Origin of the sequence: Streptomyces sp. NPDC048734 (assembly GCF_043198675.1) — a bacterium.
In the GTDB taxonomy this organism is placed as follows: domain Bacteria; phylum Actinomycetota; class Actinomycetes; order Streptomycetales; family Streptomycetaceae; genus Streptomyces.
Map to the genome: position 1 here is coordinate 163,750 of NZ_JBICUZ010000004.1, position 19,638 is coordinate 183,387.

Consider the following 19,638-nt stretch of genomic DNA (forward strand, 5'->3'; position numbering starts at 1 on the left):
GACGCGGCCCCCCCCCCCCCGCCCGGGGGGGGGGGGCCCGGGGGGGGGCCCCCCCCCCCCCCCCCCCCCCCGCCGCCGTGGCGCACCCGGCCGGACGCCCGCCGCCCCGCCGGTGCGCGACCCCACCGCGTTCCCGGCCCGCCCGGTGACCCGCGTCCGAGGTGCCGTGGTCGTGGCATGCTGGCCGGATGGCATCTCCCAGTTCCCGCGCCCCCCTTGCCGAGCGGGTCGAGGAACTCCTCGCCTCCGGCGGCCCGTTGCCGATCGTGGCGGCCGGCGACCCGGTCCTGCGCACCGGCACCGAGCGCTACGACGGTCAGCTCGGCCCCGCCCTGCTGGCGCGCTTCGTCGAGGCGCTGCGCGTCACCATGCGCGCGGCTCCGGGGGTGGGCCTGGCCGCGCCGCAGGTCGGCGTGGAGCTGCGGATCGCGGTGATCGAGGACCCGGCGCCGGTGCCGGAGGAGGTGCGGGTGGCCCGCGGCCGGGTGCCGCAGCCGTTCCGGGTCCTGGTCAATCCCGCCTACGCGCCGGTGGGTTCCGGCCGTGCCGCCTTCTTCGAGGGCTGTCTGAGCGTGCCCGGCTGGCAGGCGGTGGTGGCCCGGCCCGCCGAGGTAAGGCTGACCGGCCAGGACGAGACGGGCCGCGCGCTGGACGAGGTGTTCGGCGGGTGGCCCGCCCGGATCGTGCAGCACGAGACGGACCACCTCGACGGCCTGCTCTACCTGGACCGGGCCGAGCTGCGCTCGCTGTCGGCCAACGAGACGGTGGCGCGCCGGTGGGCGCAGCCGACTCCGGAGCAGGCGGCCCGCGCGCTGGGCTTCGGGCTGCCGTAGACCCTGTGTTCCGGGCTGCAGTGGACCCTGTCGTCACCTTCCCGGCCGGTCCGTGACGACAGGGCCCGGCCGGACGCCGGTGCCGGACCGTCAGTTGTCGCGGAACGCCTCCAGCAGGCGCAGCCACACCTCGCTGATCGTCGGGTAGGACGGTACGGCGTGCCACAGGCGGGCGACGGGGACCCGGCCGACGACGGCGACGGTCGCCGAGTGGATCAGTTCGCCGACGCCGGGGCCGACGAAGGTGGCACCGAGCAGGACCTCGCTCTCCAGGTCGACGACCATGCGGGCGCGGCCCTGGTAGCCCTCGCCGTACAGGCCCGCCCCGGCGACCGAGGAGAGGTCGACGTCGACGGCGCGGACCCGGTGTCCGGCCCGTTCCGCCTCCGCGAGGGAGAGGCCGACCGCGGCGGCCTCCGGGTCGGTGAAGACGACCTGCGGGACGGCGGCGTGGTCGGCGGTGGCCGCGTGGGCTCCCCACGGACCGGAGTCCAGGTCCGTCTCCCCCGAGGCGCGGGCGGCGATCGCGGCACCGGCGATACGGGCCTGGTACTTGCCCTGATGGGTGAGCAGGGCACGGTGGTTGACGTCGCCGACCGCGTAGAGCCAGTCGTTGCCCGTGACGCGCAGGCTGTCGTCGACCGGCAGCCACGAACCCGGCTCCAGGCCGACGGTGTCGAGGCCGATGTCGTCGGTGCGCGGGGCGCGGCCGGTGGCGAAGAGGATCTCGTCGGCCTCGATCCGGTCGCCGGCGTCGGTGACGACCACGACCGTGCCGTCGTCACGGGTCACCGACGTCACCGAGGTCCCGGTCCGCACGTCGACGCCGGCCGCGGTGAGCGCCTCGGCGACCAGTTCGCCGGCGAACGGCTCCATGCGGTTGAGCAGTCCCTTGCCGCGCACCAGGAGGGTGACCCGGGAGCCGAGGGCCTGCCAGGCGGTGGCCATCTCGGTGGCGACCACGCCGCCGCCGACCACCACCAGGCGACCGGGCACGGACCGGGCGCTCGTCGCCTCACGGCTGGTCCACGGCCCGACCTCGGCCAGTCCGGGCAGGTCGGGCAGGACGGCCCGGGTGCCGGTGCACACGGCGACGGCGTGCCGGGCGGTGAGGACCTTGTCGCCGACCGCGACTGTGCGCGGGCCGGTCAGGCGGCCGTGGCCGCGGTGGAGGTCGGCGCCGATGCCCTCCAGCCAGCCGACCTGGCCGTCGTCCTTCCAGTCGGAGGTGTAGTAGTCGCGGTGGGCGAGGACCGCGGCCGCGTCGAGGGGGCCCTGCACCGCCTGGCGCAGGCCGGGCAGGCGTCGGGCGTCGGCCTGGGCGATGACCGGGCGCAGCAGGGCCTTGCTGGGCATGCACGCCCAGTAGGAGCACTCGCCACCGACCAGTTCGCTCTCCACGACCGCGGTGGTGAGACCGGCCGCACGGGTGCGGTCGGCCACGTTCTCCCCCACGGGCCCGGCCCCGAGCACCACGACGTCGTACGCGATGGTTTCCGTTTCCGTCATGGGGTCAGTCTGGTGGGTGGTGTACGGGGTGGCCACACGGGTAGGGCGCGGAATACGCGACCTGCCGGCCGTGTTGACGCGGGCGGTTTCACCCCCTGCCGGGAGAACCCGGCAGGGAGCACGGGAACACGGGAAGAGGTAATCACGCCATGAGCAGCACCGTGGAGCTCACCAAGGAGAACTTCGACCAGACGGTCACCGACAACGACTTCGTCCTGATCGACTTCTGGGCGTCCTGGTGCGGGCCGTGTCGTCAGTTCGCCCCGGTCTACGAGAAGGCGGCCGAGGAGAACCCGGACCTCGTCTTCGGCAAGGTGGACACCGAGGCCCAGCCGGAACTGGCCGCGGCCTTCGGCATCCAGTCGATCCCGACCCTGATGATCGTCCGCGACCGGGTCGCCGTGTTCGCGCAGCCGGGCGCCCTGCCCGAGGCCGCCCTCACGGACGTCATCGGACAGGCCCGCAAGCTGGACATGGACGAGGTCCGCAAGTCCGTCGAGGAGCAGCAGGCCGCCCAGGGCGAGTGACCTGCGGGTCCCCTGCGCCCGTCCTCGAAGCGGTACGGCCCGGTCCGGCCCGGCAACATCTGGGGCTCGGCCCCCGGCAGGCGTCCGGGCCGGTTCCGGAAGGGGCGCGGGTTCCGGAAAAGGGGTGCCGGTTCCGGAAGGGGCGCCGGTGCCGGTTCCGGAAGGGGCGCCGGTTCTAGAAGGGGTACGGCGCCACGTCCCCGCGCACCGTCGTCCAGCGCACGTCGGTGAAGGCCTCCAGGTTGGCCTCGCCGCCGAAGCGGGCGCCGGTGCCGGAGGCCGCGACCCCGCCGAACGGCGCCACGGCCTCGTCGTTGACCGTCTGGTCGTTGATGTGCACGATGCCGGTCGGGATGCGCTCGGCCAGGTCGAGGCCGCGGGCCGTGTCGCGGGTGACGATCCCCAGGGACAGGCCGTAGGAGCTCGCCCCGGCCAGGGCGGCGGCCTCCTCCGGGGTGGCGAAGGCGCGGACCGGGGCGACCGGTCCGAAGACCTCCTCCGTGTAGGCGGGGGTGCGGTCGTCGACGCCCGCCAGGACGGTCGGGCGGTAGAACAGGTCCTCGTGCGTGCCGCCGGCCGCCAGCTTCGCGCCGGCCGCCGTGCTCGACTCCACCAGGCCGTGCACCTTGCGGAGCTGACCGTCGTCGATGAGCGGGCCCAGGTGGACCTGCGCGCGGTGCGGGTCGCCCACGGCCAGGGCGTCGGCCTTCGCCACCAGCCGCTCGACGTAATCCTCGTAGAGCGAGGCGTGCACGAGGTGGCGGCCGGTGGTCATGCAGATCTGTCCCTGGTGGAAGAAGGAACCCCAGGCGGCCGTGGAGATCACCGCGTCGAGGTCGGCGTCCTCCAGGACGATCAGGGCGGAGTTCCCGCCGAGTTCCAGATGGGCGCGCTTGAGGTGCCGGCCGGCCCCCTCGCCGACCGCCCGGCCCGCCGCGGTGGAACCGGTGAAGGAGATCACCGGGACGCGCGGGTCGGCGACCAGGGCCGCACCCGTCCCGGCGCCGCCCGGCAGGATGTGCAGCAGTCCCTCGGGGAGACCGGCCTCCGCGAAGACTGCGGCCAGTGACAGTCCGCCGCAGACCGCCGTGCGCGGGTCCGGCTTCAGCAGGACCGCGTTGCCGAGTGCCAGGGCCGGCGCGACCGAGCGGATGGACAGGATCAGCGGGGCGTTGAACGGGGAGATCACGCCGACGACGCCCACGGGGACACGGCGGGTGTACGACAGCCGGGGCACCTCGCTGGGCAGGACCTGGCCGGCCGGGCGGGAGGCGAGGGCGGCGGCCTCGTAGCACTCCTGGGCGGCGACGTGCAGTTCGAAGTCGGCCTTGCCGAGGACGGAACCGGACTCGCGCACGAGCCACTCGCGCAGTTCGTCCGCGTGCGCGGCGAACAGATCGCCGGCCTTGCGCAGCACCGCGGCGCGGACGAAGTGGGGGACGCGGGCCCACTCGGCCTGGGCGGCGAGGGCGGCCTGCGCGGCCGGGGCCACGTCCTGCGCGCCGGCCAGCACCACCGTGCCGAGGGCGTCGCCGGTGGCGGGCTCGGTGACGGTGTGCACGGGGCCGGACAGGCTGCGGGACTGCCGGGCGGTGGGATCGAGCAACGGCATGGCGGCTCTCCGATCAGTGACCCTCGGGACCTGCCGGGGGCGCGAGTCCCGCGTGGTGCGCAGCCGCTGGAGCGGCCGGGGTGGCGGGACGCGGGCTCCGGGGCGGCCGGGCGAGGTGCGCCGGCGCCGAACGCGTCCCCGTCCGATTGAGCGTGCAACATCGTAGTCGTCCGCCGGACGGAACGAGCGGGCGACGGAACGAGCGGGCGACGCAAAGAGCAGCTGCGCAAGGAGCAGTCGCGCAGGGGACGGTCGCGGGAAAAGGCGGTCACCGCCCTCGGGTACCCGTCCCCGGTCGTGGGGTGTTCGGTTCGCGTCGCGTTCTTCGTCAGTCGTTCCCGCCGCGGGCGCCCGTGACCCGGTCCACCAGGTCGGTCCAGCCGGTTTCCAGGCGGGTCGGCGGGGTTGCGCACTGACGGACCAGGTGGTGGACCAGGGACGGGTTGAGATAGCCCAGCAGGGTGTGGGCCAGCAGGTCCGGGTCGGCGTCCGGTGCCGCCTGCCGCAGCAGCAGCGCGAGATGGCCGTGGTGCAGACGGTGGACGGGGCCGGTGTAGCGGCGGTCCGGGCCGGCCTCGGCCGCCAGCAGCAGGTCCAGTTCGTCGATCGCGCGGCGCAGGTAGGCGACGCCGAACGCCCGCAGCCGTTCCACCGGTGCGGCACCGGGTCCGAGCGGCGGGGGCCCGCCGAGGAAGGCGGCCTGGAACTTCCGCTCGGAGTGGTCGAGCAGCGCCGTCAGCAGTCCGGTGCGGTCGCCGAAGCGGCGGAAGACCGTCCCCTTGCCGACGTTCGCCGCGGCGGCCACCGCCTCCATCGTGACCCCGGCCGCGCCGTGCGCGGCGACCAGCCGGGCGGCGGCGTCGAGCAGCCGGGCGCGGTTGCGGGCCGCGTCGGCGCGCAGACATGGCTCGTCCTCGGCCGTCCCGAGCTGCAGCAGTTCGGGTTCGCCGAGGGGTGTCTCGGGGCCGGGGAGGGGAGGCAGGGCGGCGGACATGAACTCAGCGTAAAGCACCGGGAAGAAACTGGACCGCGGTCCGGTTAGAGTGCTAGAACTTGTAAACGGACCTCGGTCCGGATTGTCACCGCACTGTTCCAGCCCCTGGGGAGTAACCCATGCCTGTCCGCATCCTCGCGCTCGTCGGCAGCCTCCGCGCCGGTTCCACCAACCGCCAGCTCGCCGAGGCGGCCGTCAAGGTCGCTCCGGAGGGCGCGCAGGTCGACCTGTTCGAAGGCCTGGCCGACATCCCGTTCTACAACGAGGACCTCGATGTCGAGGGCAGTGTCCCGGCCGCCGCCGCCAAGCTGCGTGAGGCCGCCCAGGCCGCCGACGCCTTCCTGCTGTTCTCGCCCGAGTACAACGGCACCATCCCCGCCGTGCTGAAGAACGCCATCGACTGGCTGTCCCGCCCGTACGGCGCCGGCGCCTTCGGCGGCAAGCCGGTCGCCGTGGTCGGCACCGCGTTCGGCCAGTTCGGCGGCGTGTGGGCGCAGGACGAGGCCCGCAAGGCCGTGGGCATCGCCGGCGGCAAGGTGCTCGAGGACCTCAAGCTCTCCATCCCCGGCTCCCTGACCCGCTTCGCCGAGACCCACCCGGCCGACGACGCCGAGGTCGCCGCGCAGCTGACCGAGGTCGTGGCCCGCCTGCACGGCCACGCGAGCGAGACCGTGGCCGCCTGACCGTCCGACTGCCTGGCAGTCCGGCCGTCCCGGCGACACCGGTGAGACCGACCACGGACCACGGGGCCCACGGCCTGGAGAAGGGGCCCGGAGTCTCCGGTCCCCTTCCGTTTCCGTCCGGGCGAGGGCCCCCGGCCGCCGCGGCCGCGGCGAGCTCGGCACCGAGCGCGGGCCCTCCCCCGGGGCGCCGAACCGGTTGATGCGCACACCGACACGCATGTCCTTCCCCGTTCGGAGACGACCGCCGAGATCCACACCGGCTGGAAGACCATGAACTCCCTGCTGGGGCCCAGCGACTACGGCAGGGACCGGTACAGCCGGTTCGACACGTCCGACACCGAGGAGATCCGCGTCCGCCGGCTCGACGAGGTCATGGACGAGGCGCTGGAGGGCCTCGCCGATCCGCGCCCCTACCTGAAGATGGACACCCAGGGCTACGACCTGGAGGTGTTCGCCGGAGCCGGGAAGCGGATCGGGGAGTTCGTCGGCATGCAGTCCGAGGTCGCGGTGCTGCGGTTGTACGAAGGCAGCCCTGGGAGGGGCGAGGCCGTCGCGGCGTACGAGGCGGCCGGGTTCGGCATCACGGGCATGTACCCGGTGACCCGGGAGGCGACCACCGGCCGGGTGATCGAGTTCGACTGCGTGCTGGTGCGCGCGGACGCGGCCCCCACGCCGTAGCCGGCCGGCTCGGGGCTGGGCTGCCGACGGTCTCCTGGCGCGGCGGCGCCGCCGGGTTCCGCGCCCGGTCGGCGGGTACCGCGGTCCGGTGAGCCCTGCGGCGGGTGCGAAGGCGTGGGACGGCGGGCCCCCGCACCCTGCCCGGACCCGCGTCCTAGACCTTGGCCTGCTCGGACTCGGGCTCGAAGGCGTGCCGGGTCTCCTCCGTGTCGGAGTCGGCCGGGCGGGCGGCGGGGATGACGGACGCGATGGCCGCGGAGACCAGGGCGAGGGCGCCGCCGACGAGGAGCGCGGTGCGGAAACCGTCCTCGGAGGCGAGGGTGTAGCCGCCCATGGTGGTCGTCATCTGGGCCAGGATCACGCCGATGACGGCGGCGCCGACCGAGGTGCCCAGCGACCGCATGAGGGTGTTGAAGCCGTTGGCGGCGGCGGTCTCCGACAGCGGGACCGAACCCATGATGAGGGCGGGCATCGCGCCGTAGGCGAGGCCGACACCGCTGTTGATGACGATGCCGACGACCATCAGGCCCCAGGCGGAGCCCATCAGCGCCATGGACAGGCCGTAGCCGGCGGCGATGACCAGCGCGCCGCAGACGAGCGTGGACTTCGGGCCGCGGGCGTTGGTGAGCTTCCCGCCGAGCGGGGAGACGAACATCATCATGATGCCGCCGGGGGCCATCCACAGGCCGGTCGCGAGCATGGACTGGCCGAGCCCGTAGCCGGTGGCCTCCGGGAACTGCAGGAGCTGCGGCATGACGAGCATGCTCGCGTACATCGCGAAGCCGATGAAGACGGACGCGAGGTTGGTGAGGAGCACCCGCGGGCGGGCGGTGGTGCGCAGGTCGGTCAGCGGGTCGGTGGTGCGCGTCTCCCAGAATCCCCAGGCCGCGAGGACCACGACGGCGGCGGCGAACAGGCCGAGCGTGACGCCCGAACCCCAGCCCCAGTCGGCACCCTTGGAGACCGCGAGCAGCAGGGCGACCAGGCCGGCGCCGAGACCGAGCGCACCGGGCAGGTCGAAGCGCTGCCCCTTGGCGGCGGCGGGCACGTCGGGGATCAGGAACCAGATGAGCAGGGTGACGACGACGGCCATGCCGGCCGAGCCCCAGAACAGGACGCGCCAGTTCGCGTACTGGGCGATCGCCGCGGCGATGGGCAGGCCGAGGCCGCCGCCGATGCCCATCGAGGCGCTGACCAGGGCGATGGAGGAACTGAGCTTCTCCGGCGGGAGGACGTCGCGGAGCAGGGCGATGCCGAGAGGCAGCATGCCCATGCCCATGCCCTGGAGCCCGCGCCCGATGATCATCGGGACGACGCCGGAGGCGAGGGCGCACACCACCGAGCCCACGATCAGCGGCACCGCGCACGCCAGGAGCATGCGCCGCTTGCCCAGCAGGTCGCCGAGGCGGCCCACGACCGGCACGCAGACCGCGGCGGCCAGCAGGGTGACCGTGATGACCCAGGCCGCGTTCGAGGACGAGGTGTCGAGGATCTGCGGCAGTTCGGCGAGGAGCGGGGTGACCAGCGTCTGCATGATCGCGGCCGTGATGCCGGCGAGGGCGAGCGTGGCGACCACGCCACCCGCGCGGGCCGTGGGCTGGGGGGCGTCCATGGGCGGACTCCTCGGTTTCTCTGGGGGTTCCGGGCGAGGGATGTGCATCGTACATGTCGAATGCATCAACCATGTGATGTGGTGGTTGCACGCGATGTGGTGCCTGCACGGTGGTGTGCCAGGATGGAGCGGCCGCCGCCGGGACGGGTCGCGGGGACGGCCGCACGAACAGGAGGCTCGGGTACATGCAGAGGCCGACGCACGAGGTGGAGTACGAGCAGATGCTGCTCAGCCGCCACACGTTCCTGAGCCGGCGCGGGGGCCGCCGCACGGACGGTGTCCTGGAGCGCAGCGCCTACATCCTGCTGAGCCGGATCCGGGTCCAGGGCCCGATGTCGATCGGGGAGCTGAGCGACGCCTTCGCCCTGGACGCCTCCACCCTGAACCGGCAGACCGCCGCGGCGATGCGCGCCGGACTGCTCGACCGCATCCCCGATCCGCAGGGCGGGATGGCCCGCAAGTTCCGGCTGACGGCGGAGGGCGAGCGGCTGCTCGACGAGGAGCGGCGGGGCATCGTCGAGGTCCTGGACCGCGTCATGGGGGACTGGTCGCAGGACGACATCACCGCGTTCGCGTCCTATCTCAGGCGCTTCAACAACGGCATCGAGGCCATCGGCGGACGCCCGTGGCCGCGCCCGTCCCCGCAGGGCGGGGAGCCGCGCGGCTGATCCCGGTCAGCGCGGGGCCGTTCCCGCCGCCGGCACGAGCCCGCGCTCCGGGTCGACGCCGTAGCTCGCGGTCCAGGCCACGGGCGGGCAGGAGCGGCCGTTGGGGTGCTGCTCCGTCAGCCCGGCCCGGACGCGGTCGGACACCAGGACGCGGCCGTCCGCCGCCGAGGTGACGGTGAGCCGCACCGGCACGGTGGCCCTCCCGACGTCGTCGGGCAGCCGGACCGACAGCCTCGCGAACGGGTCGTCGGGGTTACCCGACGACCGCCGCACGCACCGCTCCTCCACGCACACCCGCACGACGGCCGCGTCGGCGCCCCCGAAGTCGGCCGGGGTCCACAGCACGCCGACCGCCGAGTCCATGTCGGCCTGCGTGCAGGCGGCGCCCCGGCCGGGGAGCGCGCACCCGGTCAGCGCGACGACCACGCCCAGGAGGGCGAGCGGACGACACCTCACCGCACCGCCCCCGACCGCCGCCCCGCCCGTCGCCCGCCCGCCGACCGCGCGGGACGGCACCGGACGTCGTCCGCCCGCTCCCCCGCCTCCGCGTCCATGGGCCCATGATCTCACCGGCCGGAGGCCGGTCCCGCGCGGTTCACCAGCTCCGGGTCACCGAACGCAGGGCGATCCAGGAGTCGCGCACGCGGGCGTAGTCCATGGTCAGCTGGAGTCGCCGGTCCTCGTGCGCGCCGTCCGCGGCCGGACGCGTGACCACGCGGCCCACGAGGCGTGCCGTGTCGCCGTCGACCGTGACGGTCACGGTCTTCTCCTCGATCGCCTGCGGGACGAACGTCGCGGCGCGCAGGTCCGCCAGCCAGGCGGCCTTCGGCTGCTCGTCCCCCGTGTTCCCCGTCAGGGTGAAACCGTCGTCGAGCAGGGCGTCGAGCGCGACGGTGTCGCCGTCGGCCATCGCGTGCAGATGGGCCCGGTAGGCGTCGATGACCTCCATGCGGGTGTGCACGTCGGCTGAGGGGTTCATCCGTGCTCCTGTCGTCGTGCCCCGCCTCCGCCGCCGGATCGCCTTCACCGCACGGCAGGACCGGGGCGTACCTCGGCGCATGCCTGTCAGCGATCATCATGGCTGTTCGGGTCACCCGGTGCTCGCCGCGCCGCCGACCGCGGCGGTTCAGGCCCAGGCGGTCACCGGCAGGAAGGAGCTGTCCCGGCGGAACAGTTCCGTGCCGTCGGCCCGCTCCACGCGGAGCTGGTAGTCGTAGTGGCGCAGGTAGTACCCGGGATAGTTGTACGACTCGAAGCGCACCGAGCCGCTCGTGGTGCCGGTGCGGGCGATGAAGGTGGCGTCCCTGGCGAAGGCCGGCGTGCCGTCGTTCGGGTCGAAGCGGGCACGGAAGGAGTAGTGGCGCAGGTGGTTGCCGGCCGCGTCACGGAAGGAGCAGCCGTTCGCGTCCGCGAGGCCGGGTACGACCGTGAAGGTGGCCGCCCGCTTCTCGGCGGCCGTACCGGAGGCGTTCACCACCGGCAGGTTGAGCAGCGCGGACTGCGCCTGCCAGTGCCGGGTGGGGTAGTTGACGGAGCGGAAGGAGCGGGTGACGTTGCGGGGCAGGCTCACCCCGCCGGTCACCGTCTCCTTGACGACGGTGAAGTGGCGGGCCGTGCCGGAGATCCCCGGCAGGGCCTTCGGCGCGCTCCAGGTGGTGAAGGTGTCGTAGCTGTCGCTGTAGTAGTAGGTGCCGTCGCCGTAGCCGTCGAAGAAGACGCGCCAGCCGCCGTTGTCGAGCTGGACGAGGGCCGGGCCCTCGCGGTAGCCGCCCCAGCCCGCCCAGTCGCCGGTGCGGGAGATGCTGTACGGGCCGGCGAGCCGGGTGGCGGTGGCGTACTCGATGTACTTGGTCGTCTCGTTCTTGGTGAAGGCGTGGTAGGTCGGGCCGAGCTTCACGACGAAGGTGTCGATGTGGTTCTCGCCGATGCCGGACAGGGCGACGGGTGCGGTCCAGGCGGTGAGGCCCGGGTCGGTGGCCCTCAGCAGGTAGGGGGTGAACATCCACTCGTCGTCCGTGGTGGAGCAGGACACGATGATGTTGACGCTGCCGTCGCCGTCGACGAACCACTCCGGTGCCCAGGCCCGCGAGAGGCCCGCGACGGGGACCGGGTGGTCGTACAGGAACGACCAGGTGAGCCGGTCGGTGCTGCGGGCGAACCCGATGGTGGTGCTGGGGTCCTGCCACGTGTGCGTGGTGTAGGTCAGGTAGTAGGAGCCGTCGGTGTGCTTGAGGATGCTCGCGTCGCGGATGCGGTTCGCGGGCGGGGTGTAGGCGGCGGACCTGGCGAGGCGGAAGTCGGTGGCGTCGTCCGACTGATAGACGTTCACCGTGCCGTCGTCGCTGTCGAGGAACGGCACGACGGTGTAGCGGGTGGCCGATCCGCCGGGCGGGGCGGCGGCGAGCGCGGTGCCGAGCAGGCCCGGCGCCTCCGCGAGCACCAGTGTGGAGACGGGCAGGGCGGCCATCGCGCGCAACACGCTGCGGCGGGACGGGGTGGGGCGGCGTGCGGTCATGTGCGGCTCTCTCCCTACGACGCGGGTTCGACATCCCGAACGAAGTTCGGAAAACCGATCAGAAGGTAGGGGTGACCCCCGGGCACGTCAATGCCTCGCACAGGAACGGGTGGTGGCCCGTGCGACGCCCGCGGCGGACACGGAACCCCCGCGGGCCGGAGTGTGTTCCTCCTCCGGGGGCCGGACGTTACCGTTCGGTAGACAATGTGCTCACGGAGGTGTCCCGCCATGACGCTCGACCGTTCCGCAGGCCTGATCGAGACCGCCCGCGCGCTGGCCGCCGGGGAGGTCACCTCCCGCACGCTGGTCGAGCGGACCCTGGCGCGGATCGAGGCCACCCAGGGCACCCTCAACGCCTTCCGCGTCGTCCGCGCCGAGGCCGCGCTCGCCGAAGCCGACGCGGCCGACCGGGAGTTGTCCCGCGGCGGGCGCAGGCCCCTGCTGGGGGTGCCGGTCGCCGTGAAGGACGACATGGACGTGGCGGGCGAGCCGACCGCCTTCGGCTGCGCGGGCACCCATCCCGCGGTCGCCGAGGACGGGGAGGCGGTACGGCGGCTGCGCGCGGCCGGGGCCGTGATCGTCGGCAAGACGAACACCTGTGAATTCGGACAGTGGCCGTTCACCGAGGGCCCGGCCTTCGGCGCGACCCGCAACCCGTGGCACACCGGGCACACCCCGGGCGGTTCCTCCGGCGGTTCGGCGGCCGCCGTGGCGGCGGGCCTGGTACCCGCCGCGCTCGGCTCGGACGGCGCCGGCTCGGTCCGCATCCCGGCGTCCTGGACCCACCTCGTCGGCATCAAGCCGCAGCGCGGACGCGTGTCGACCTGGCCGCGCGGCGAGTCCTTCCAGGGCATCACGGTCAACGGCACCCTGGCCCGGACCGTGGCCGACGCGGCCCTCCTCCTCGACGCGGCGAGCGGCAACCATCCGCGCGACCCGCACCGGCCTCCCGCCGTCGATGCCCTCGCCGCGGTGGGCCGCGACCCCGGCCGGCTGCGGATCGCCCTCGCGCTGAAGCCTCCGTTCACCGCCGTGCCCGCCCGGCTGCTCCCCGAGGTGCGCGACCGGGTCGTCGCGCTCGCGGCGACGCTGGCGGGCCTCGGGCACACCGTCGAGGAAGCCGACCCGCCGTACGGGCGGATCGGGCTGACCTTCGTGCCACGGGCGACCGCGGGGATCGCCGAGTGGGTGGCCGAGGCGCCCTTCCCCGCCCTGCTCGACCGGCGCACCCATGGCGCCGCCCGGCTCGGCAGGCTCCTCGGCGGCGCCCCGCTGCGGGCGGCCCGCCGTGCGGAGGCGGTGCTGCACCGCCGTATCGGCCGCTTCTTCGAGACGTACGACGTGGTGCTCGCGCCGACCACGGCCGCTCCCCCGCCGCGCATCGGCGCCCTGCTGGAGCTGAGCGGGTTCGCCACCGACCGCGCCATGATCGCCGCGTGCCCCTACGCGTGGCCCTGGAACGTCCTCGGCTGGCCCGGCGTCAACGTGCCCGCGGGCTTCACGCCCGGTGGGCTGCCGGTCGGGGCGCAACTGCTCGGGCCCGCCGGCAGCGAGCCGCTGCTGTTGTCGCTCGCCGCGCAGGCGGAGGCGGACCTGCGCTGGCACGAGCGGTGGCCGGAGCCGCTCGTCACGGACTCCCCGGCGGCCTGAGCCGCCCGCTCCGGGTGCGCGCCGCGCCGGGGCCTGGGCCAGAGGGGAGGGCGTGTCGCCGGCGTCCCCGCGCGACGTGGTCACGGGGGCGGCACCGGGGCGGTCCCGGCACAGCCTCCGGGGTCTTTCGTTTGGATCGGGCCGGATCAGGGGGGAAGTCCGGTGCCGTGCCTTGGAGGGCGGAGGAGGGAGTCAGGGAGGAGCCCTGGCGACCGACGACGACGCGGCGAGAGGCGGCACCAGACCCCGCGAGCCCGGCATGATCCGAACGACAGGCCCTAGGGTGCCCTCGTGACCGCTTCCACCGAAGAAGAGAACGTCCCGGGCCGCTTCGGCCCCTCCGCCACCGTCGAGGCCGAACCGCGCGAGGTCGGCCGGGTGCGGACCGAGTACTCGCCCGCGCGCGACGGCGACCCGGACCCCGGCGAGATCGTCTGGACCTGGGTGCCCTTCGAGGAGAACGACGGGCGCGGCAAGGACCGCCCGGTGCTGGTCGTCGCCCGGGAGGCGGCCGGTACCTTCCTCGCCGTACGGCTGTCCAGCAAGCAGCACGTCGGCGACCGCGAGTGGGTGCCGATCGGCAGCGGTCCCTGGGACCGCTCGGGCCGGGACTCCTGGGTGGCCGTCGACCGCGTGCTGCGGCTGCACGAGCAGGGCATGCGCCGGGAGGCCTGCGCACTGGACCGGATGCGGTTCAACCTGGTGGTGCACCGGCTGCGGGAACGGTACGGCTGGAACTGAGCGCCTTCCCGGCGCTCACGCCCGCTCGCGGAGCCGCGGCTGCGGGAAGGCGCGCACGAAGGCCTGCCGGACCACGCTCCCCGGCGTCCGGTCCAGCACGCCGAACACCACCCGCGTGAACGTCCCCTCGAACCGGCCGCCGGGACCCAGCAGCGCCCGGAAGGCGCCCGCCACCTGCGCGGGGTCGTTGCGGAAGACGCCGCAGCCCCAGGCGCCGAGGACCAGCCGCCGGTAGCCGTGCGCCGCGCCCGTCTCCAGGACGCGTTCGGCCCGTACCGCCAGCGCGCGCGGCAGTTCGCCGGCACGCTCCGGCGCCGTACGCAGGATCACTCCGGCGTTCGGCGCGGCGGCCGTCAGGAAGCCGGCGGTGTACGGCTCGGGCAGGAACCGGCCCCGGTCGTCGCGGAAGACCGGTACGGCCGGTGAGTGGACGACCCGGTCCGTGTAGAACGGGTCGCGGTGGGCGCGGTGGTGGTCGTAGAACTCGGGGGCCCGCAGCAGGCACGTGTACAGCGCGGAGCCGCGGCACAGCGCCTCCTCCTGGGCCTGGGCGCCGTTGAGGTACCCGCCGCCGGGATTGCGGGCGGAGGCGAAGTTGAGCACCGCCACCGGGGCGTCCGCGAGTCTGCGGGCGGCCTCCAGGCTGCTCTCGCCGGTGACCTCGATCCGCGGAGCGGACGGGGCGGCCCCCAGGACCGCCTCCGGGACCGGCACCGGGCCGGGTCCCACCATGCGGGTCCCCTCCCGAGCGGCCCCGACCGCGGCGGCGAGCGGTACCTCGCGCCCGTCGGCCGTGCGGTACGCGCCCGCGGCCACGGCCTCCTCCGTCTCCCGCGCGATGCCGCGCAGCCGCGCGCTCACGGCGCCACCCCCGTGGGCGCCACAGCCACGTGCCGCACGGTGCGCCGCACGGCGTACCGTGCCCCGTCCGTCTCCCCCGTCGTGCTCACGCACGCATCGTCAGCGATGCTGGACGGACGGTGCAACCGGTTTTCCACCGGCCTGGAAGGTCGGCGGGAACCCCTCGGAAACGGCCCGGGAACGGCGCGGAAAGGAGGGTGCCCCGGACCCGCGGGCGCCGACGGGCGCTCTTGTGCGATGCGGCGGGAGGGTCTTGGGTGGATGAGCGAACCGGTCCGGCACCATCGAAGCCGGACCGGTGGCATGGTGGAATCTCAGGAGGATACCGACATGTCGGACACGTCGAGCGGCGCTTCGGGGAGTGACTGTACGGGGACCCGTACTCCTCTCACCGAGGCCGAGGCGGAGGCCCTGGTCAAGGGCATCTGCTTCAAGACCGGACCGCCCCGCACCGTCGGGGTCGAAGTGGAATGGTTCGTCCACGAGCTGCGCTCACCGCGGCTCCCCGTCCCACCCGAACGACTCGCGGCGGCCTACGAGGCCCTGCGGACGGTGCCGCTGTCCTCGGCGCTCACCGTCGAACCCGGCGGCCAGCTGGAGCTCAGCTCGCCGCCCGCCGCCTCCCTGATGGAGTGCGTGAGCACCGTCTCCGCCGACCTGGACGCCGTCCGCGCCGTCCTGCGCGGGGTGGGACTGGTCCTCGCCGGACTCGGCACCGAGCCCTGGCACCCGCCCCGGCGGTTCCTGCACGAGCCGCGCTACGACGCCATGGAGGCGTGCCTCGACCGCACCGGTCCGGCCGGGCGGGCCATGATGTGCACCTCGGCCTCCGTGCAGGTCTGCCTGGACGCCGGCCACGAGGAGCCCGGCCCGCTGGGGCACGGGCGGCGCTGGTGGCTGGCGCACGTGCTGGGCCCCGTCCTGGTCGCCGCCTTCGCCAACTCGCCGCTGCTCGGCGGCTCCCCGACGGGCTGGCGTTCCACACGGCAGCGGCTGTGGGCGGAGATCGGCGCGGGCCGCGCGGGCGCACCGGCCCTGGACCGGGATCCGCGCGCCGCCTGGGCCGGACACGTCCTGGACGCCCCGGTGATGTGCGTACGCCGGGAGGACGGGCCGTGGGACGTACCCGAGGACCTGACCTTCCGGGAGTGGATCCGGTCGGGGGCGCCCACCCGGGCGGACCTCGACTACCACATGTCCACGCTGTTCCCGCCGGTGAGACCGCGTGGCCATCTGGAGCTGCGCATGATCGACGCGCAGCCGGGCGAGGACGGCTGGATCGTGCCGCTCGCGGTGACGACGGCGCTGTTCGACGACCCGGAGGCCGCCGAGAGCGCCTACCGGGCGGTCAAACCGCTCGCGGAACGGTCCCGTCCGGGGCCGGCGCCGCACAACCCGCTGTGGAGCGAGGCGGCCCGCTCCGGTCTCGCCGACCCCGAGCTGCGGGAGACCGCCGTGGCCTGCTTCACGACGGCCCTGGAGGCCCTGCCCCGGATCGGCGCCGGCACCGAGGTGACGGACGCCGTCGCCGGGTACCTGGAGCGCTACGTCCGCAAGGGCCGCACCCCCGCCGACGACCAGCTCGACCGCCTGTGCGGCACCGACGGCCGCACACACGGGAAGGACATCCGCACATGACCGACCTCGCCCCCGAGGCCCTGGACACCGAGGCGTTGCGCGAGCGGGCGCTCACCACCCTCGTCACCGCCCGTGCCCGCACCACGCTCCTGACCAGCTGTGTGGAGGAGCCCGACCTCACCGCACAGCACTCCCCCCTGATGTCCCCCCTGGTGTGGGACCTCGCGCACATCGGGAACCAGGAAGAACTGTGGCTGCTGCGCGCCGTGGCGGGCCGCGAGGCGATGCGCCCCGAGATCGACGGGCTGTACGACGCCTTCGAGCACGCGCGCTCCGAGCGGCCCTCGCTGCCGCTGCTGCCGCCCGCCGAGGCCCGCGCCTACGCGGCGGAGGTGCGCGGGCGGGTCCTGGACCTGCTGGATTCGGCCGACTTCGACGGGACACGGCTCACCGAGGCCGGTTTCGCCTTCGGGATGGTCGCCCAGCACGAACAGCAGCACGACGAGACGATGCTGATCACCCATCAGCTCCGCACGGGGCCGCAGGCGCTGACGGCTCCCGACCCGGAACCGGCACCGCTGTTCACCGGCCCGTCCGAAGTGCTCGTGCCGGGCGGCCCGTTCACGATGGGCACCTCCGGCGAGCCCTGGGCGCTGGACAACGAGCGGCCCGCGCACCGGCGCGAGGTGGCGGCGTTCCACATCGACACCACGCCGGTGACCAACGGCGCCTACCAGGCGTTCATCGACGACGGCGGTTACGACGACGCCCGCTGGTGGACGGCGGAGGGCTGGTCCCACATCCGCCGGAACGGAATCGATTCGCCGCTGTTCTGGCACCGCGACGGCGGGCAGTGGCTCCGGCGCCGCTTCGGCGTCACCGAGGTCGTGCCGCCCGAGGAGCCGGTGGTGCACGTGTGCTGGTACGAGGCCGACGCCTACGCCCGCTGGGCCGGGCGGCGGCTGCCGACCGAGTCCGAGTGGGAGAAGGCCGCCCGCTTCGACCCCGCGACCGGCGGGTCGATGCGCTACCCGTGGGGCGACGCCGACCCCACGCCCGAGCACGCCAACCTGGGCCAGCGCCATCTGCGCCCCGCACCCGCCGGCAGCTATCCGGCAGGGGAATCTCCGCTGGGGGTTCGGCAGTTGATCGGCGATGTGTGGGAGTGGACGTCGAGCGACTTCCAGCCCTACCCCGGCTTCCGGGCGTTCCCGTACAAGGAGTACTCGGAGGTGTTCTTCGGCCCCGAGTACAAGGTGCTGCGGGGCGGTTCGTTCGCGGTGGACCCGGTGGCCTGCCGGGGCACCTTCCGCAACTGGGACTACCCGATCCGGCGGCAGATCTTCTCCGGCTTCCGCACCGCCCGCCCGGCGGCCGCCTGATGTGCCGTCATATCGCTTACCTGGGAGCGGAGGAACCGCTCGGCCGACTCCTGGTGGAGCCCCCGCACGGCCTGTACCGCCAGTCGTGGTCCCCCCGGGTGCAGCGGTACGGCACGGTCAACGCCGATGGTTTCGGCGTGGGTTGGTACGCCGGGGGTGATCCGGTGCCGGCCCGTTACCGCCGGGCCGGGCCGATCTGGGCCGACCTGTCCTTCGCCGACCTGGCCCGCGTCGTGCGCAGCGGGGCGGTGCTGGCCGCCGTACGCGACGCGACGCTGGCCGGGGCGGACGCCGAGGCCGCGGCGGCGCCGTTCGCGGCGGGGCGGTGGCTGTTCAGTCACAACGGGGCCGTGCCGGGCTGGCCGGGGTCGCTGGAGCCGCTCGTACGCACGCTGCCGGCGTCCGCGGTGCTGGCCATGGAGGCGCGCAACGACTCCGCGTTCGTGTGGGCACTGGTCCTGGCCCGGCTGCGCGCCGGGGACACGGAGGGCCAGGCGCTCGCCGACACGGTGCAGGAGGTCGCCGCGGCGGCCCCCGGCTCCCGGCTCAACCTGCTGCTCGGCGACGGCGACACCGTCACCGCGACGGCCTGGGGGGACACCCTCTGGTACCTGACGGAGCCCGGCCGCACGGTCGTGGCCTCCGAGCCCTACGACGACGATCCGCGCTGGCAGGAGGTCCCCGACCGCACCCTGCTCGCGGCGACCCGCACCGAGGTGCTGCTCACCCCGCTGAAGGACCCGAGCGAGGCCGCGGCGCCCTCCCCCGCTCCCGGCTCCGCCGCGGGGGCAGCCCCATCACCCGAGGAGAACGGCTCGTGAGCCCCTTCCAGATCACCCGCACCCTCCCGGAGGACGCCACCGGCGCCGCCCTGCGCGCCGACGTCCTCCAGGGCCTCACCGCCACCCCCAAGACACTGCCGCCGAAGTGGTTCTACGACGCCGACGGCAGCGAACTGTTCGAGCGGATCACCGAGCTGCCCGAGTACTACCCGACGCGGGCCGAGCGCGAGATCCTCGTGGACCGGGCCGGCGAGACCGCCGCCGCGGCCGGCGCCCGCACCCTGGTCGAGCTGGGTTCGGGGTCCTCGGAGAAGACCAGGCACCTGATCGGCGCGCTGACGGACCTGGACACCTACGTGCCCGTCGACGTCAGCGAGAGCGCCCTCACCGGGGCGGGACGGGCCCTCGCCGCCGAGCGGCCGGGCCTGTCCGTCCACGCCCTCATCGCCGACTTCACCGCACCGCTGACGCTCCCGGACACCCCGGGGCCGCGTCTGGTGGCGTTCCTCGGCGGCACGATCGGCAATCTCCTGCCCGACGAGCGCGCGGCCTTCCTCGGATCGGTCCGGGCGCTGCTCTCGCCGGGCGACGCCCTGCTGCTCGGCACGGACCTCGTCAAGGACGAGGAGGTCCTGGTGCGGGCGTACGACGACGCGGCCGGGGTGACGGCGGCGTTCAACAAGAACGTCCTGGCCGTCGTCAACCGTGAGCTGGGCGGCGATTTCGATCCGGGCGCCTTCGACCACGTCGCGCTCTGGGACGCGGAGAACGAGTGGATCGAGATGCGGCTGCGGTCCCGCACGGCGCAGACGGTGAAGCTCCCCGCGCTCGGTCTCGCCGTCGACTTCGCGGCGGGCGAGGAGCTGCGCACGGAGGTCTCGGCGAAGTTCCGCGAGGCGGGAGTGCGCGCGGAACTGTCCGCGGCGGGACTGGAGTTGTCCCGCTGGTGGACGGACCGGGAGGGCCGCTTCGCACTCTCGCTGAGCACCGCGCGGTAGGAACGACCGTACGGG

The 19,638-nt window shown here is 74.2% G+C and carries 18 protein-coding genes and 1 pseudogene; 11 read left to right on the top strand and 8 right to left on the bottom strand.

The genetic code is table 11. The annotated features are described in order from the left end of the window. The first annotated feature begins 188 nt into the window (after positions 1-188). Entirely contained in the window at positions 189-833 is a 645-nt protein-coding gene (locus ACGFQC_RS13200) for a peptide deformylase (protein ID WP_363087961.1), read from the top strand. Between the two features lie 90 nt (positions 834-923). Here the strand turns inward: ACGFQC_RS13200 and ACGFQC_RS13205 are convergent, their stop codons facing one another. Continuing rightward, entirely contained in the window at positions 924-2,342 is a 1,419-nt protein-coding gene (locus ACGFQC_RS13205) for an NAD(P)/FAD-dependent oxidoreductase (protein WP_363087960.1), read from the bottom strand. A gap of 149 nt (positions 2,343-2,491) precedes the next feature. Here ACGFQC_RS13205 and trxA point away from each other — a divergent pair, with 149 nt between their 5' ends. Then, positions 2,492-2,869, top strand: a complete 378-nt coding sequence (trxA, locus tag ACGFQC_RS13210; RefSeq protein ID WP_363087959.1) for a thioredoxin — start codon at positions 2,492-2,494, stop codon at positions 2,867-2,869. Between the two features lie 175 nt (positions 2,870-3,044). Here the strand turns inward: trxA and ACGFQC_RS13215 are convergent, their stop codons facing one another. Beyond that, positions 3,045-4,481: an aldehyde dehydrogenase family protein gene (locus tag ACGFQC_RS13215; RefSeq protein WP_363087958.1), complete on the bottom strand. Its 1,437-nt coding sequence runs from the start codon at positions 4,479-4,481 to the stop codon at positions 3,045-3,047. A 328-nt stretch (positions 4,482-4,809) separates the two neighbouring features. Beyond that, positions 4,810-5,475, bottom strand: a complete 666-nt coding sequence (locus tag ACGFQC_RS13220) for a helix-turn-helix domain-containing protein (protein ID WP_363087957.1) — start codon at positions 5,473-5,475, stop codon at positions 4,810-4,812. A 119-nt stretch (positions 5,476-5,594) separates the two neighbouring features. Between ACGFQC_RS13220 and ACGFQC_RS13225 the strand changes: the two genes are divergently transcribed. Together ACGFQC_RS13225 and ACGFQC_RS13230 are read left to right on the top strand one after the other, a co-directional pair. Continuing rightward, positions 5,595-6,158 (top strand): NAD(P)H-dependent oxidoreductase, encoded by a 564-nt coding sequence (locus ACGFQC_RS13225; RefSeq protein WP_363087956.1) that lies wholly within the window; start codon positions 5,595-5,597, stop codon positions 6,156-6,158. A gap of 243 nt (positions 6,159-6,401) precedes the next feature. Further along, positions 6,402-6,836: pseudogene (locus tag ACGFQC_RS13230) on the top strand (FkbM family methyltransferase); the annotation flags it as partial. 154 nt (positions 6,837-6,990) lie between these two features. On the opposite strand, the gene ACGFQC_RS13235 reads toward ACGFQC_RS13230, so the two are convergent. Beyond that, positions 6,991-8,448 carry an MFS transporter gene (locus ACGFQC_RS13235; RefSeq protein WP_363087955.1) on the bottom strand — a complete coding sequence of 486 codons (1,458 nt, stop codon included), beginning with the start codon at positions 8,446-8,448 and terminating at the stop codon, positions 6,991-6,993. A gap of 185 nt (positions 8,449-8,633) precedes the next feature. On the opposite strand from ACGFQC_RS13235, the gene ACGFQC_RS13240 reads away from it, so the two are divergent. Beyond that, on the top strand, positions 8,634-9,116 hold the full coding sequence (locus ACGFQC_RS13240) for a MarR family transcriptional regulator (RefSeq protein ID WP_363087954.1): 483 nt from the start codon (positions 8,634-8,636) through the stop codon (positions 9,114-9,116). Positions 9,117-9,122: 6 nt separating this feature from the next. On the opposite strand, the gene ACGFQC_RS13245 is transcribed toward ACGFQC_RS13240, so the two are convergent. The 3 genes from ACGFQC_RS13245 to ACGFQC_RS13255 all read right to left on the bottom strand — a co-directional run bounded on the left by ACGFQC_RS13245 (position 9,123) and on the right by ACGFQC_RS13255 (position 11,631). Beyond that, a complete protein-coding gene (locus tag ACGFQC_RS13245) occupies positions 9,123-9,572 on the bottom strand; it encodes a hypothetical protein (protein WP_363087953.1) in 450 nt (149 codons plus the stop codon). Positions 9,573-9,711: 139 nt separating this feature from the next. Next, positions 9,712-10,095 (bottom strand): nuclear transport factor 2 family protein, encoded by a 384-nt coding sequence (locus ACGFQC_RS13250; RefSeq protein ID WP_363087952.1) that lies wholly within the window; start codon positions 10,093-10,095, stop codon positions 9,712-9,714. Positions 10,096-10,242: 147 nt separating this feature from the next. After that, the gene (locus ACGFQC_RS13255) at positions 10,243-11,631 is read right to left on the bottom strand and encodes a glycoside hydrolase family 43 protein (protein ID WP_363087951.1); all 1,389 of its coding nucleotides are present in this window, start codon (positions 11,629-11,631) and stop codon (positions 10,243-10,245) included. Between the two features lie 228 nt (positions 11,632-11,859). Here ACGFQC_RS13255 and ACGFQC_RS13260 point away from each other — a divergent pair, with 228 nt between their 5' ends. Further along, a complete protein-coding gene (locus ACGFQC_RS13260; RefSeq protein ID WP_363087950.1) occupies positions 11,860-13,281 on the top strand; it encodes an amidase in 1,422 nt (473 codons plus the stop codon). 291 nt (positions 13,282-13,572) lie between these two features. Further along, on the top strand, positions 13,573-14,022 hold the full coding sequence (locus tag ACGFQC_RS13265; RefSeq protein ID WP_363087949.1) for a type II toxin-antitoxin system PemK/MazF family toxin: 450 nt from the start codon (positions 13,573-13,575) through the stop codon (positions 14,020-14,022). A gap of 15 nt (positions 14,023-14,037) precedes the next feature. On the opposite strand, the gene ACGFQC_RS13270 is transcribed toward ACGFQC_RS13265, so the two are convergent. Continuing rightward, positions 14,038-14,883, bottom strand: coding sequence for a TIGR02452 family protein (locus tag ACGFQC_RS13270; RefSeq protein WP_363087948.1), 846 nt, complete (start codon positions 14,881-14,883; stop codon positions 14,038-14,040). A 330-nt stretch (positions 14,884-15,213) separates the two neighbouring features. On the opposite strand from ACGFQC_RS13270, the gene egtA reads away from it, so the two are divergent. The 4 genes from egtA to egtD are packed head-to-tail and all read left to right on the top strand — an operon-like array spanning position 15,214 to position 19,623. Then, a complete protein-coding gene (egtA, locus tag ACGFQC_RS13275; protein WP_363087947.1) occupies positions 15,214-16,521 on the top strand; it encodes an ergothioneine biosynthesis glutamate--cysteine ligase EgtA in 1,308 nt (435 codons plus the stop codon). Continuing rightward, the gene (gene egtB, locus ACGFQC_RS13280; protein ID WP_363087946.1) at positions 16,518-17,843 is read left to right on the top strand and encodes an ergothioneine biosynthesis protein EgtB; all 1,326 of its coding nucleotides are present in this window, start codon (positions 16,518-16,520) and stop codon (positions 17,841-17,843) included. The genes egtA and egtB overlap by 4 nt, the downstream gene beginning before the upstream one ends. Next, complete coding sequence (gene egtC, locus ACGFQC_RS13285) at positions 17,843-18,664, top strand: ergothioneine biosynthesis protein EgtC (RefSeq protein WP_363087945.1); 822 nt, start codon at positions 17,843-17,845, stop codon at positions 18,662-18,664. Before egtB ends, egtC begins: the two co-directional genes overlap by 1 nt. Further along, positions 18,661-19,623 carry an L-histidine N(alpha)-methyltransferase gene (gene egtD / locus ACGFQC_RS13290; protein ID WP_363087944.1) on the top strand — a complete coding sequence of 321 codons (963 nt, stop codon included), beginning with the start codon at positions 18,661-18,663 and terminating at the stop codon, positions 19,621-19,623. The genes egtC and egtD overlap by 4 nt, the downstream gene beginning before the upstream one ends. Positions 19,624-19,638: the final 15 nt, after the last annotated feature.